Annotated in this window: 11 protein-coding genes; 9 read left to right on the forward strand and 2 right to left on the reverse strand. The window is 62.5% G+C overall.

Annotated elements, in window-relative coordinates; genetic code table 11:
• Window positions 1-9: 9 nt before the first annotated feature.
• Both P7C00_RS16065 and P7C00_RS16070 read right to left on the reverse strand, forming a co-directional pair.
• Window positions 10-153, reverse strand: coding sequence for a DUF2256 domain-containing protein (locus tag P7C00_RS16065; protein WP_080774193.1), 144 nt, complete (start codon window positions 151-153; stop codon window positions 10-12).
• Window positions 150-1,628: a cryptochrome/photolyase family protein gene (locus P7C00_RS16070; RefSeq protein WP_404940003.1), complete on the reverse strand. Its 1,479-nt coding sequence runs from the start codon at window positions 1,626-1,628 to the stop codon at window positions 150-152. Before P7C00_RS16070 ends, P7C00_RS16065 begins: the two co-directional genes overlap by 4 nt.
• A gap of 499 nt (window positions 1,629-2,127) precedes the next feature.
• Here P7C00_RS16070 and P7C00_RS16075 point away from each other — a divergent pair, with 499 nt between their 5' ends.
• The 9 genes from P7C00_RS16075 (at window position 2,128) to P7C00_RS16115 (ending at window position 13,661) form a co-directional block, all read left to right on the forward strand.
• The gene (locus P7C00_RS16075; RefSeq protein ID WP_232642140.1) at window positions 2,128-2,328 is read left to right on the forward strand and encodes a hypothetical protein; all 201 of its coding nucleotides are present in this window, start codon (window positions 2,128-2,130) and stop codon (window positions 2,326-2,328) included.
• A gap of 88 nt (window positions 2,329-2,416) precedes the next feature.
• Window positions 2,417-2,851 carry a hypothetical protein gene (locus P7C00_RS16080; RefSeq protein ID WP_404936822.1) on the forward strand — a complete coding sequence of 145 codons (435 nt, stop codon included), beginning with the start codon at window positions 2,417-2,419 and terminating at the stop codon, window positions 2,849-2,851.
• Window positions 2,848-4,308 (forward strand): ATPase domain-containing protein, encoded by a 1,461-nt coding sequence (locus P7C00_RS16085; RefSeq protein WP_346632973.1) that lies wholly within the window; start codon window positions 2,848-2,850, stop codon window positions 4,306-4,308. Before P7C00_RS16080 ends, P7C00_RS16085 begins: the two co-directional genes overlap by 4 nt.
• Window positions 4,309-4,317: 9 nt before the next feature.
• Window positions 4,318-5,082: a sensor histidine kinase gene (locus P7C00_RS16090; RefSeq protein WP_404936823.1), complete on the forward strand. Its 765-nt coding sequence runs from the start codon at window positions 4,318-4,320 to the stop codon at window positions 5,080-5,082.
• A complete protein-coding gene (locus P7C00_RS16095) occupies window positions 5,010-5,402 on the forward strand; it encodes a sensor histidine kinase (RefSeq protein WP_404936824.1) in 393 nt (130 codons plus the stop codon). The genes P7C00_RS16090 and P7C00_RS16095 overlap by 73 nt, the downstream gene beginning before the upstream one ends.
• Window positions 5,403-5,722: 320 nt before the next feature.
• Complete coding sequence (locus tag P7C00_RS16100) at window positions 5,723-6,655, forward strand: NAD-dependent epimerase/dehydratase family protein (RefSeq protein WP_346632975.1); 933 nt, start codon at window positions 5,723-5,725, stop codon at window positions 6,653-6,655.
• Window positions 6,656-6,735: 80 nt separating this feature from the next.
• Entirely contained in the window at window positions 6,736-9,546 is a 2,811-nt protein-coding gene (locus P7C00_RS16105) for a bifunctional glycoside hydrolase 114/ polysaccharide deacetylase family protein (RefSeq protein WP_346632976.1), read from the forward strand.
• On the forward strand, window positions 9,524-13,111 hold the full coding sequence (locus P7C00_RS16110; RefSeq protein WP_404936825.1) for a tetratricopeptide repeat protein: 3,588 nt from the start codon (window positions 9,524-9,526) through the stop codon (window positions 13,109-13,111). The genes P7C00_RS16105 and P7C00_RS16110 overlap by 23 nt, the downstream gene beginning before the upstream one ends.
• Before the next feature lie 28 nt (window positions 13,112-13,139).
• Complete coding sequence (locus tag P7C00_RS16115) at window positions 13,140-13,661, forward strand: penicillin-binding protein activator LpoB (protein ID WP_102865063.1); 522 nt, start codon at window positions 13,140-13,142, stop codon at window positions 13,659-13,661.
• The last annotated feature ends 5 nt before the right edge of the window (window positions 13,662-13,666 follow it).

Genomic DNA, 13,666 nt, shown 5'->3' on the forward strand with positions numbered 1-13,666 from the left:
CCCTGAGGCTCATTGCGTCCTGGCGCGGGCGGTCCGCCGACAGCGTTCGGAACACCAACGCACCTGGTCCCAGCAACGGGCCCAGCGTTTTCGCCAAGTGAAGGGCCGGCCGCACGCGGCGCAGTCCTTTCTTGGCAGTTCGGATTTCTTCATAGGGCTTGCCCTGCATCCAGACGCGCCAGCAGCTCCTCGCCGCGTTGCCAGATGGCTTCCCGGCGTGGCTCGTCCATGCGCTGCAGGTTGCGATAGCTGATGGCCAAGCGTGGATTGCCGCCCAGTTGTGTTTCGTGACGCATCAGGAAGTGCCAGTACAGGGCGTTGAACGGGCAGGCATCGGTGCCGGTGGCCTGGTCCACCCGGTAGCGGCAGCCGCCGCAGTAATCGGACATCCGCTGGATGTAGCGACCGCTGGCGCAGTAGGGCTTGGAGCCCAGGTAGCCGCCGTCGGCGTGCATCACCATGCCCAGGGTATTGGGCAGTTCGACCCAATCAAACGCATCCAGGTAGACCGCCAGGTACCAGTCGCAGATGGCTTTGGGCGCAATCCCGGCCAGCAGCGCGAAGTTGCCGGTGACCATCAGCCGCTGGATATGGTGGGCATAGCCCAGTTCCAGGGTCTGCCCTATGACCTGGGACATGCAGCGCATGTCGGTGGCGCCACTCCAATAGAACTCCGGCAGCGCCCGGGTATTGCCCAAACCGTTGAGTTCGGCGTATTCAGGCATGCGCAGCCAGTAGATCCCCCGCACATATTCGCGCCAGCCGATCAGCTGGCGGATAAACCCTTCCGCGGCATTCAGGGCAACCCGTTTCTCGCGGTACGCGCGTTCGACATCACGGCACAGCAGGCGCACATCCAGCAGCCCGATATTCAGCGCCGCACTGATGCGCGCGTGGAACAGAAAGGGCTCGCCCTCGGCCATGGCGTCCTGGTAATCGCCGAAGGCGGCCAGGGAGAAGTCGAGGAAATGCTGCCAGAGTTCCTGTGCCTGCTCGTGAGTCACCGGATAGTCGAAATGCTCCACGTCGCCGTAGTGATCGCTGAAGCGTTGGCCCACCAGCTGCAGCACCTCGCGGGTGATCCGGTCGTGGCCGAAGCGGGCCTGAAAGGGCCCGCGCAGGCCGCGGGGCAGGGCCTTGCGGTTGTCGGCGTCGAGATTCCAGGTGCCGCCGCAGGGGCGGCCATCGGGTTCCAGCAACAGGCGGCTTTGCTTGCGCATCTCGCGGTAGAAGAACTCCATGCGCAACGACGGGCGAGCGGCGGCCCAGTGGCGGAACTGCTCCCGTGAGCAGAGGAAACGTCGGTCCACATGCCAGGTCATGGGCAGGCCGCAATCGCGCAGCGCCTGTTCGAGCCGCCATTCGCCGCACTCAGTGACATGCACCTGATCCACGCCAAGGGCGGCCTGCCAGCGCCGCAGCTCGCCCGGGAGACTGCCGCTGTTGTCGGGATCGTCCAGCTTCACGTAGATCACCCGCCAGCCTTGCTCGCGCAGGCGCTCGGCGAAGTGGCGCATGGCACTGAAGACCAGCACGATTTTCTGCGGATGATGACGGACATAACGCGCTTCGCTGTCGACCTCGGCCATCAGCAGGGCGTCGCAGGCTGGGTCCAGCGCCTCGAACATTGCCAGGTCGAACGACAACTGGTCGCCGAGCACCAGGCCCAGCCGGCCGGCAGAGGAGACGGCTACCACGGCAGACGCTCGCCATCACAGGCAAACAGCTGGCCGCTTTCGGCCGGCGTCAGGACATCGCTCAGGACGTTCGTGTTCAGGGAATCGCTCATTGTGTTTCTCACGCAGACAGATGCCACAGCCGGTCTGGCTCCTTGCTCTAACAGTCAAAAATTCATGATTTATATTTGTACATGAAGTCTTGTTTTGTACAGGTTTTTGAGCGATTTCCTGCTGGAAATTCTCCAGGGTGAGGCCGCCGCTGGAGTCGGCTCCGGTTTACTCAACCAGGACGTTGAGAGTGTCGGTGATGGCAGTGAGGGATCTGCAGCTGCTGCCGTTGGCGCCGGATCCCCGAACAGCATCGATTTGAACTAGTGGTTTTGCAGGCACTCAACGGCAGAAGGGACAAGATTTCTTCGTGCAGATGGGTCGCCACCAGGGAAAAACCATGAAATCCGACGACGATTTCCGGCTTGAAGCGTACAAGCTGCTACTTGAGCTGGATGCCGCAACGACGAGCATGATGATGCTGGTTTCCGCACGACAGGCCTGCGGGCCTGAGTGGGCGAACGCAACCCGCAGGCACCAACAGGCTTATGAGGCCTGGACGCTGTTTCTCGAAAGTCGGGCCTCGGAGCCCTGTTTGTAAGGGCCGGAACGGGGCCGCAGCCAATAGCGCTTCTATACGCGGATATAGGGTGTACTATCGAACTCTTCCCACCCACTATCAGCCCATCATGTCCACGCTAAGCGAAGAGAGCCGCCAGATCGTAGCTTCTCTGGCGCGAAGTGTTGGCCCTCAGGCTGACATTGCCAGCATCGCCCAGGCGATTGTCTCGACCTTGCAGGGTATGAGCAGCGCCCTTACGCCGATCATCGGCGAACAGGGGCTTGCTGCTCTTTACTGCCGCAGTCTTCATCTGTGTACCTCGGCGCAACCGCGCCTGGCCGGCCTCTATGACGGGCTCCAGGGTGAGTTGAACCTGGCGGCCCTGAAGTCGGTACTCATTGAGCAAAGCCCGGCCGAGGCGCTGTTTTTCGGTGAAGTGATGCTCACCACCTTCTACGAATTGCTGACCACGCTGATTGGCCCCTCGCTCACTGCACGCTTGCTGAGTGGCGTGTGGGAGCCTTTCTTGAGCGATCCCCCCTCGCAGGAACATACGCCATGAGCAGCAAAGTCACGATCAACCGCTTGGCCACTGGCGTGCCAGGACTGGACGAGGTGCTGGGCGGAGGATTGCCGGAGTTTTCGTTCAACCTGATCGCCGGCCCGCCGGGCTGCGGCAAGACCACCTTGGCTCACCAGATGATGTTTGCCCTGGCGACGCCGGAGCGTCCGGCGCTGTTCTTTACGGTGCTCGGGGAGCCGCCGCTGAAGATGCTCCGGTATCAGCAACAGTTCGATTTTTTCGATAGCGCAGCGATCAACCAGTCGATTCACTACATCAACCTGGCCGACGACACCCAGGCCGGCGACCTCAATGAGGTGCTACGGCGCATCGTCAGCGAGGTCCAGGCTCACTCGCCGGGGTTGGTGTTCGTCGATTCCTTCCGTTCGGTGGTGCTGGCAAGCCAGACCCAGGACAACCCCAACAATAATCTGCCGCTGTTCGTCCAGCAGTTGGGTATGTTGATGACCACGTGGCAGGCGACCACCTTCCTTATCGGTGAATACTTCAATGAAACCGACACCAACCCGGTGTTCACCGTTGCCGACGGCTTGATCTGGTTGCGCCAGAGCGTTCAGCGCAACTCCATGGTGCGCAAGATGGAAATCATGAAGATGCGCGGCCAACCGACGCTGCCGGGGCTGCACACCTTTCGCATCGCCACCTCGGGAGTCCGGGTCTTTGCACCGGCGGCCACCAGCGTCGTTGAAACGCCACTGGAGTTCCCCATCAAACGCCTGAAGATGGGGGTTGCGCGCCTTGACGACATGCTCGGTGGCGGACTGCCGCAGGGCTATTCGCTGCTGGTTGCCGGGCCGTCGGGCTCGGGCAAGAGCATTCTGGCGGCCACCTTCCTCGCCGAAGGCGCGCGCAACGGTGAAACCGGCGTGATTGCGGTGTTCGAGCAACGGCCCAACCACTCACAAAACCCCACCCTGGCCGCCTTGATCCAGAGTGGCCAGGTTGGCCTGGTGGACAGCCGGGCCGCTGATTTGTCGATCGATGAAATAGTCCATCTACTGCTGACCGAGATCACCCGGATCAAGGCGACCCGGGTGGTGGTGGACTCACTGTCCGGTTTCGAACTGGCCCTGGCGCCGACCTTTCGCGAGGATTTTCGTGAGTCACTGGCACGGATGGTCACCGCGCTGACCAGCGCCGGTATCACCGTGCTGATGACCTCGGAGTTGGAAGATCGCTATACCGACCTACGCTTCAGCCCCTACGGTACGGCGTTTCTCACCGATGCCATCATCGTCCAGCGCTACATCGAAGTGGAAAGCCGTTTGCAGCGCATCATGGCGGTGGTCAAGGTGCGGGCCAGCGCTCATTCGGATGAGCTGCGCCTGTACCGCATTGATGATGACGGCTTGCAGATCGGCGAAATGCTGCCTGATCAGGAAGGCCTGCTCGGCGGCCGTCCCACCCGCAAATACTTGGACAAAGGTGAGGTGTGAGTAAAAAAAATGGACGAGGTCAATGGCAAGACTGACCAGGCCGCCACGGCGGCACGCGAACTGTTCCTCCTCGGACAGAAGATCGTCCAGGCGCGCGCGGTACTGGCGTCGTTGCAAAATGAATTGGGTGAAGCCAACACCCGGCTCGTCGATAACCAGTACATCGAGCAGTTGATCGAGGCCAATCAGCAACTGGTGCAGGCAATCCTGCTGGCGCAATCCAACGCGCAGGAAGCCTTGCGTACCCAGCAAGAGCACCCGTTGAACCTGGAGATGCGTGAAGCCAATGAACAGTTGGTGATTGCAGCGCTCAGCGCGCAACACCTGCAGGCCACGGCCGAGCAACTGCTGGAGCAACAGCGGCACATCCTTGTGCTGGTGGCCCACGAACTGCGCCATCCGCTCACCCCCATCAGCATGATTGCCGGGCGCCTGGCCCGGGTCCCCAGTGAAGAACTGCCGCGAATGCAGGCATTGATCGAAGGCCAGGTGCAGCATATGTCGCGGCTTGTGGATGATCTGCTGGATGTCTCCCGGGTCAGCACCGGCAAGCTGCATCTGGATCGCCGTGTGGTGGACCTGAGGCAGGTTGTCGATGACGCCATCGAGACCTGTAGACCGGTGATGAATGCACGGCATCTGCACTTCAGTGCCCAGCGACCGGATGACCGGATGACCCGTTGCCGGTCGACGGTGATCCGGTGCGCCTCAAACAGATCCTCGGCAACCTGTTGGGCAACGCTGCCAAATACACCCCGGCAGAGGGGCAGGTGACGCTGACGGTCAGCACTCAGGGCGACGTCGTGCACATGACGGTTTGCGATAACGGTATTGGCATTTCTGCCAAAGCCCTGCCGTTTATCTTCGAACCCTTCATTCAGGACGCCCATGCGATCGGATTCAATGGCGCCGGCCTGGGTATCGGCCTGACGGTGGTGCGCGAACTGGTTGAAGCCCATGACGGAACGGTGACAGGCATGAGCGAAGGCAGTGGCAAAGGCAGTCGCTTCGTGGTGATTCTGCCCCTGGTGAGTGATTTAATTTCCCCCCCAACCCGTTGTGATGATCCCCTGGGCCATCACCCTCAGGGCTGATCGCCTTGATCCAGAGCCTTGAAACCCCAAGTCGTCAATATATTGGCCTATTTTTGACCGTGTAACTGAAAAAATAATAAATCGACGCAATATTGACGCAATGGCATTTTTATCCCAGTATCCCGGCCCTGAGCGCTTGATTCTATTGATGTTTTTTTGACGTCAGCGTTTCGAAAGTTCTGCCAAAAAGGCGGTTTAGCCTTTGAAAGAGAGCAAGTACCCAGGGAAATACTGGCCATAGGGGCTGATAGCCATGGCGTATTCAGTGGGTGTGCTAGCTTCAAACGGCGCAGCAGCGATATTTTTCTTCGGGATGATCTATGTCTACTGAACGGATACTGGTGACAGGGGGCGCGGGCTTTATCGGTTCCCACCTGGTCGATGCGCTATTGGCCAAAGGCTATGGGGTCCGGGTTCTGGATGACCTTTCTACCGGCAAGGTCAGCAATTTGCCGATGGACAATGCGGCGCTGGAGCTTGTGGTCGGCGATGTCGCCGAGGCCGCGACCCTGGCGGAAGCCATGCAGGGCTGTGGTGCGGTGGTGCATTTGGCAGCTGTTGCATCGGTCCAGGCTTCGGTCGAAGACCCGGTGCGTACTCACCAGAGCAACTTCATCGGCACACTGCGAGTGTGCGAGGCCATGGTCGCTGCCGGTATCCGCCGAGTCGTGTTTGCGTCCAGTGCGGCGGTTTATGGCAATAACGGGGAGGGCACCCCGATACACGAAGACACGCCCAAGTCTCCCCTTACGCCCTATGCGGCGGACAAGCTCGCCAGCGAGTACTACCTGGATTTCTACCGTCGTCAGCATGGCCTGGAGCCGGTCATCCTGCGCTTTTTCAATATCTTCGGCCCGCGCCAGGACCCATCGTCGCCGTACTCCGGCGTGATCAGCATCTTCAGCGAACGGGCCAAGAGCGCACGCCCCATCACCGTGTTCGGTGACGGCGGTCAAACCCGCGACTTTGTCTATGTCGAGGACCTGGTGAAGATCCTGGTCCAGGGCCTCGAACGCCCGACACCTGCAGTGGATGCCACCAACGTCGGCCTCAGTGGCGTGACTTCGCTCAACGACCTGATTGCCGCGCTGGAACAGATCAGCGGCCAACCACTGAACGTGAGCCATGGGGCGGCCCGTTCCGGCGATATCCGTCATTCGAAGGCTGACAACCGGCGTTTGCTGGAGCGCTTCGACCTGGGGACGCCAACCAGCCTGACCGAAGGCCTGGCCCGGCTCTACCGCAGTCTTTAGCTTCCTGGTCTTGCGGGGGCCCGCTTGAGGGCGCTTGAGAGTTTGATGTTGTGCGGATTGATCTACTTGAAGAGTGAGTTATGGACATGGAGTTTCGCCGGGGGAGTGTCTGCACAGTGGTACGGCGTCTGTTTACTGCATTAGCCTTGTGTGCCACGAATTCGCTGGTGCAGGCCGCACCGGCAGCTCCCGCCAGCGTCGGCTTCTGGTACGCCGAGCAACCGCCGCTGCCGGAGCTGGCGCAGTTCGAATGGGCGGTGGTCGAACCCGGCCATATGGCCCCCGGGGATGTCGCCACTTTGCGCAAGCTGGGCAGCCAGCCGTTCGCCTACCTGTCGGTGGGTGAGTTCGACGGTGATCGCGCTGCACTGGACAAGGAAGCCTTGAGCAAGGGGGCCAGCGCCACCCGCAACAAGGCGTGGAACAGCCAGGTGATGGATATCGCCACACCGGCCTGGCGCGAACACCTGTTCAAGCGTGCCAAGGCGTTGCAGGACCAGGGTTATGCCGGTCTGTTCCTCGATACCCTGGACAGTTTTCAGTTGCTCCCCGAAGCCAATCGCGAACCGCAACGCCAGGCTCTGGCCTCGTTCCTGCGGGAACTGCACAGCCGCCAGCCGAACCTCAAGCTGTTCTTCAACCGGGGGTTCGAGGTGTTGGGCGAGCTCGATGGTGTCGCCTCGGCCGTGGCCGTGGAATCGATCCACGCCGGCTGGGACGCCTCGGCCAAGCGTTATCGCCCGGTTTCCGAGTCCGATCGCAACTGGCTCGAAGGCGAGCTCAAGCCGCTGCGTGCGAAAAACATTCCGTTGGTGGCCATCGACTACTTGCCGCCCAACCGTCGTGAAGAGGCGCGCAAGCTGGTGCGCCAATTGAGTCAGGAAGGCTTTATCCCGGTGGTCACCACCCCGGACCTCAATGCCATCAGCATGAGCACCGTGGAAGTGCAGCCGCGCCGCATCGCCATGCTCTACGACCCGCGTGAGGGCGAACTCTACGATCACGCCGGACACCGGATGCTGGGCGGCCTGCTGGAATACCTGGGTTATCGGGTCGACTACCTGCCGGCCGATGACAGTCTGCCGTCCTACAGCTTCGCCGGCCTCTACGCCGGGGTGGTGCTGTGGATGACCAGCGGCCCGCCCCAGGACAGTCGTGCCTTTAATAGCTGGCTTGGCCAGCGCCTGGACGAACAGGTGCCGCTGGCCATCATGGCCGGGCTGCCGATCGAGGATCGCGCATTACTCAAGCGCCTGGGGTTGAACCTCGCGGCGCCGGGGGCCCGTGGAGCACTGCACGTGCTGAGCCAGGACAAGTCGCTGATCGGTGGCTTCGAAGCACCGGTGGTGGCCCGTACCCGTGAATTGACCCGAGTGACGCTGCTGCCCGATGGGCCGAAACCGGCGCTGTTGCTGGGGGATGACAAGGGTGGCAAGTACGCCCCCGTGGCCATCGGCAGCTGGGGCGGCATGGCCCTGGCACCTTATGTGGTGGAGGCCAACGTCGAGCGCAGCCGCTGGATTCTCGACCCCTTCGCCTTTATCCAGAAGGCCCTGCGTCTGCCGGCGCAACCGCGCCCGGACACCACCACCGAGAACGGCCGGCGGATCGCCACCGTGCATATCGACGGCGATGGCTTTCCCTCCCATGCCGAAGTGCGCGGCACCCCGTATTCCGGGCGCCAGGTGCTGGATGACTACATTCGTCCCAACCCGTACCTGACCTCGGTGTCGATCATCGAAGGGGAAATCGGCCCCAAGGGCATGTCGCCGTTCCTCGCCAGGGAACTGGAGCCGATCGCCCAGGAGATCTTTGCCGACCCCAAGGTCGAGGTGGCCACTCACACTTACAGTCACCCGTTCTACATGCAGCCGGAGAAGGCCAAGAAGGACGAGGATTTCCACGCCGAATACGGTCTGCGCCTGAATATCCCGGGGTACAAGAACCTGGATTACAAGCGCGAGATCCTTGGCTCGCGGGACTACATCAATAGCCGCCTGACCACCGCACAAAAACCGGTGAAGCTGGTCTTCTGGCCGGGGGATGCGCTGCCCAGCGCCGAGACCATCAAGCTGGCCTACGACGCCGGACTGAAAAACGTCAACGGCGGGCAGACCATCCTGACCAAGGCCAATTCGTCGCTGACCGGCCTGTACCCCTTGTTGCGTCCCACCAAAGGCGGCTTGCAGTACTACGCACCGGTGATCAACGAGAACATGTACACCAACCTCTGGAAAGGTCCGTATTACGGCTTTCGCGACGTGATCGACACCTTCGAGCTGACCGACAGCCCACGGCGCCTGCGGGGCATTCACCTGTACTACCACTTCTATTCGGGGACCAAACAGGCGTCGATCAAGGCCATGACCGACATTTACCAGTTCATGCGTGGCCAGCAGCCCATGTCCTTGTGGATGAGCGACTACCTCGATCGGGTCCATGGTTTGTACCAGGCCAGCCTGGCCCGCACCGTCAACGGTGACTGGCAGGTTCGCGGCATGGACGGCTTGCGCACCCTGCGCCTGGACCCGGCGCTGGGCTGGCCGGACCTTGGCCGTTCCCAGGGCGTAGCGGGGGTCCGCGATCTGCCTCAGGGGCGTTATGTGGCCTTGAGCCGCGAGCATGCGCTGCTGGCCCTGCGCCCTGAGCGTGATCCACGTCCGGCACTGGAGCTGGCGAACATTCCCCTGCGGGACTGGCGTTATGTGAGCGACCGACAGGTGACGTTCTCTTTTGCCGGTCAATTCAACCTGGAGTTTTCGGTGCGCTCGGCCAGCGCCTGTCGGGTCGAGGTCCAGGGCCAACGTTATGCCGGCAAGTCCGAGCAGGGCCTGTGGCATTTCCAACTTCCCATGAAGCAGGTGAGTGATGCCCAACTCTTCTGCAACTAAGGCCCCACGCGCGCGGCTGCTCAATCCCTGGGCATTGCTGCTGGTGGCGATTGTCGTCGGCGTGCTGCTGTGGGCGACCTATCGCAACGAAGATGCGTTCCGTCCCAAGGGCGGCCAACCGGACGAAGTGTCCGCCAGCTATGCCGAGGTGCTGCTGGCGGCCCACCCGGACAACAACGAGTTGCGCACCCAGTTGCTCGACCTGCTGATTCAGCTGGGCGATTACTCGAGAGCGGAAAAACACCTGGCGCAGTGGCCACAGCCCGATCCCGCGCTGAAGGCCTACTACCGCTTGCAGCTCGATGCCCTGGCATTGAACAACAGCACCGACAGCGCAGCGTTGCAGGCCCTGGCCGAGCGCTTCAAGGCCTTTGACTACAAGACACTGCCCAGCCCGCAGCTCGAGCGCCTGGCGACGCTGGCCCTGAGTGCCCAGGCCCCGGGACTGGCAGCGGATGTCTATACCGAACTGGCGCGCCGCGATCCCAAGCAGCGCGATCAATGGCTGCCCGAGGCGGCGAAGTGGTACCAGGCCAGCGAGCAACCCGGGCGCGCCGCCGATCTCTATGTGCAATTGCTCGACGCCAGCCAGACGCCGGAAGCCCGTCGCCCGCTGCTTGAGCAAGCCTTCAAGACCCTGGTGGCCGCGGATCGCGGCGACGAGGCCGCCGAGCTGCTGGCCCGGGAGTTGGCTGCCCAGCCGGGGGAACTGGACCCGGCACTGCTTGACCAGGGCGTCGATGTGGCGGTAGCGCACAACCGCCCGGACCTGGCCGAACAATTCTTTAGCGCCTGGCGCAAATTGCAGCCCGACAGCCCGGAAATCCTGGCCAAGGAATTCAAGCAGCGCCTGGCCTTCGGCGACCTCGAAGGTGCGCATGCAGTGGGCACGCAACTGCTTGAACTGCACCCGGATGATCCGCTGCTGCTGGAGCAGATGGCCCATCTTGCCGAATGGCAGGGCGACTCGGCCTCGGCGCTGGGCTACTGGATCAGCCTGAGCAAGCTGCGTCACAACCCGGCCGAGTTCGAGCACACCTGGCGCCTGGCGATGCAGACCTACGATTTCGACCGGGGCATTCCGCTATTGGCGGGGATCATGGAGACCCGGGCCCTGAGCAATATCGAGCTCGATGCCCTGGTGTACGCCGAAGAATCTCGGGGCACGCCCGAGCAGGGGGAAAAGTGGCTGCGCCGCTATGTCGCCAAATACCCGAAACACCGTCTGGCCTGGGTCCGCCTGTTGCAGAACCTGGAAAACACCGAGCAGTACCCGGAGCGGCTGGTGGTCTGGAAGCGCTTCGCCGGCCTTTATCCGTTGACCAGCACCGAGCGGGTGGACTGGGCCAACAACCACCTCAAGCTGTTTGACAGCCAGTCGGCCTGGAAGGTGATCACCGCAGTCGACGGCAACAAGATCGACGACCTCAACTACTGGCAGTCCCGTGCCGCCCTGGCCTGGGACCTGGAGTTGGACGATGAACTGCAACTGGCACTGGAGAAGATGCTGGCCATCAAGGGCTCGCTCAATAGCGGTGACGAGAGTGAATTGATCGCTCTCTATCGCGTCCGCGATCCGCGCAAGGCCTTGCAGTTGACCGTCGACAGCTGGCGCCGGGAGCACAATCCGCAGCGCCTGATTGCGGCCCTGCAATTGGCCCAGGAGCTTCAGGACTGGCCACTGGTGGTCGACCTGCTCAAGGAAGCCGATCAGTACCCGGATGCCTCCGACCGCTCCCAGGTCCTGGCCGCCCGCGGTGCACTGGCGGTGCAGCAGGGCCACACCGACGAGGCCCTGCGCCTGTATCGCCTGGGCTTGAGCCGCTTCCCGGATGACAACACCTTCCGCGAACGCCTGATGTGGCTGTATGTCGACCTGGGTCGCACCGGCGAGCTTAAGCCGCTGTTGCAGCAATGGCGCTCCCTGGCCCGTGGTGACAGCACCCTGTGGCTGCCGTTTGCCGCGGCCAGTCAGTTGCTCGGGCGCAATACCGAGGCCCTGGCCTGGTACCGCCTCTACCTGCAGGCCAACCCTCAGGACTGGATGGTCCAGGCAGCCTACGCCGATGCCCTGGAAGGCGCAGGTTATGCCGACTCGGCCCAGCGCTTGCGGCTCAAGCTCAATCGCGAAGTGACGCCTGAACAGATCCGCGCCACGCCCCAGGGCTATGCGACCTGGCTGCGCCTGGTGGCCAGCAGCTACTCGTCGCGCAAGGCGCAGAACAAGGCGATGCAATGGCAGGACGGCTCCAAGCCGATGCTGCAGCTGTGGTTCGACCAGATGCTGGCACGCCTGGACGACATCAATCAGTCGGCGCAGAAGGATGAATGGCTGGCCTGGGCTCGCGCCCGCGGCCTGAAAATCAGTCGCTACGAGCAGATCCAGGAAGCCCTGCGCGGCAACAACCGCCAGGCCCTGGAACGACTGGTGGCCAGCGGCGATCTGGACCCGGCGCAGCAGGCCGAGGCCCTGAACAGCCTGGGGCGCAGCGGCGAAGCACTGGCGGTGGACCTGTCGGCGCTGGGCGAGGACCAGCCAGCGGCGCTCCGTGAGCAATTGCGGCGCCAGGCCATCGAGCTGACCGAGCGTACGCCCCAGGGTGTGCAAATCGCCTGGGACCGCCAGGACTACGGCGGACTGGTGTTCAACGGCCCACGCCTCACCGCGGCGCGTTACTTGAACGACAACTGGTACGCCAAGCTGGTACTGGAGCAGGGCCGATACAGTGGCGATGTCCTCGATGAATCGCGCCTGGGCAATGAGACCAACACCGAATTGACCTTGCAGCGGCAACTGGAGAACGGCAACTACAAGCTGATCTTCGACAGCAGCCTGCGCAAGGACGATGACCGCAACGGCCTGGGCGCCAGCCGCACCTGGCAGGTGGACAGCGGCAACGAACTGGACGTCGGCGCCGACTGGCATCGCAAGAACGAGGACAGCGGATACATGCGCACCTTCGGCCGACAGGATGATGTCTGGGTCGGCGGCCGGCATCGCTATTCGGCCCGTGACCAGTTGTCCTGGAGCCTGGCCCAGCGCTGGTTCTCGACCCGCAGTGGCGACGACCTGGGCAGTGGCCAGGCGTTGAAGATCGAGTTCGACCACACCTTGCAGTTCGAGGGGCCGAACTGGGAATTGCGCAGCGGTATCGACTACCAGCAAAACAGCCTGAACAACCGCTCGCTGCCCAACCTGGCCAATACCCTGGGCGGAGGCATCGACCTGATCGGGGCCGAACTCGACAATCCGAACCAGATCAACAGCCAGACCCTGCTGCAGAAACGCTACGGCCAACTGTTCTTTGGCAGTTCGTGGCGCCGTGGCTTCCCGGGGGCACTGAACCGCACACGTGGGCAGTACACCTGGCTGGTGGACGTCAGCTCCGGCTGGCAGTGGACCGACAACACCATCAACTACGCCATCAGTACCGGTATCGGCACCGAGGTCATAGGGGATGACGAATTGGCAGTGACCTTCGGCTACCAGTCGGCGCCTCAAGGCGGAACTGGCCAGTCCGGCGGCACCGCAGGTGTCAGCTACAGCGTGCGTTTCGGACGCTGATCATGGAATTAAAAGAGGAGTGAACCTTATGCAATCCATTCGTTGCGTGAGTCTGGCGATGGCCGCTTTGCTGATGGCCGGCTGCACGAGCTTTACCGGTCAAGACAGCCCTGAGCTGTCGAAGAGTGCGCGTTGGGGCGTGCTGCCGCTGGTCAACTATTCCCAGACGCCCCAGGCCGGGGAGCGCAGTGAGCAGATTCTGTTGAGTGTGCTGAGCAGCCGCGGCCTGCAACCCCAGGTCTATAGCGGCGCGCCGGGGCAGGGCGAGCAGGCCCTGCTCGACGACAACGAGCGTCTGGCCGGCGCCATGGATTGGGCCCGTGAGCAGAAGCTCGACTATGTGGTGTCCGGCAGCGTTGAAGAGTGGCAGTACAAGAATGGCCTGGATGGCGAGCCGGCGGTGGGCATCAGCCTGCGGGTGGTCGAGGCGGGCACCGGCAAAGTGCTCTGGAGCAATAGCGGCGCCCGCGCCGGTTGGTCCCGCGAAAGCCTGGCTGGCGCCGCGCAGAAGGTGCTCGACAAGCTTGTCGGTGGCCTTAGGATCGAGTAACTGTC

This window comes from Pseudomonas sp. JDS08PS003, from assembly GCF_045013505.1.
Lineage (GTDB): Bacteria > Pseudomonadota > Gammaproteobacteria > Pseudomonadales > Pseudomonadaceae > Aquipseudomonas > Aquipseudomonas protegens_B.

Coding starts and splice junctions, on each gene's coding strand:
- P7C00_RS16090 (WP_404936823.1), top strand. CDS start 4,318: ATGGACGAGGTCAATGGCAAGACTGACCAGGCCGCCACGGCGGCACGC.
- P7C00_RS16085 (WP_346632973.1), top strand. CDS start 2,848: ATGAGCAGCAAAGTCACGATCAACCGCTTGGCCACTGGCGTGCCAGGA.
- P7C00_RS16080 (WP_404936822.1), top strand. CDS start 2,417: ATGTCCACGCTAAGCGAAGAGAGCCGCCAGATCGTAGCTTCTCTGGCG.
- P7C00_RS16075 (WP_232642140.1), top strand. CDS start 2,128: ATGAAATCCGACGACGATTTCCGGCTTGAAGCGTACAAGCTGCTACTT.
- P7C00_RS16105 (WP_346632976.1), top strand. CDS start 6,736: ATGGACATGGAGTTTCGCCGGGGGAGTGTCTGCACAGTGGTACGGCGT.
- P7C00_RS16070 (WP_404940003.1), bottom strand. CDS start 1,628: ATGTTCGAGGCGCTGGACCCAGCCTGCGACGCCCTGCTGATGGCCGAG.
- P7C00_RS16065 (WP_080774193.1), bottom strand. CDS start 153: ATGAAGAAATCCGAACTGCCAAGAAAGGACTGCGCCGCGTGCGGCCGG.
- P7C00_RS16110 (WP_404936825.1), top strand. CDS start 9,524: ATGCCCAACTCTTCTGCAACTAAGGCCCCACGCGCGCGGCTGCTCAAT.
- P7C00_RS16115 (WP_102865063.1), top strand. CDS start 13,140: ATGCAATCCATTCGTTGCGTGAGTCTGGCGATGGCCGCTTTGCTGATG.
- P7C00_RS16100 (WP_346632975.1), top strand. CDS start 5,723: ATGTCTACTGAACGGATACTGGTGACAGGGGGCGCGGGCTTTATCGGT.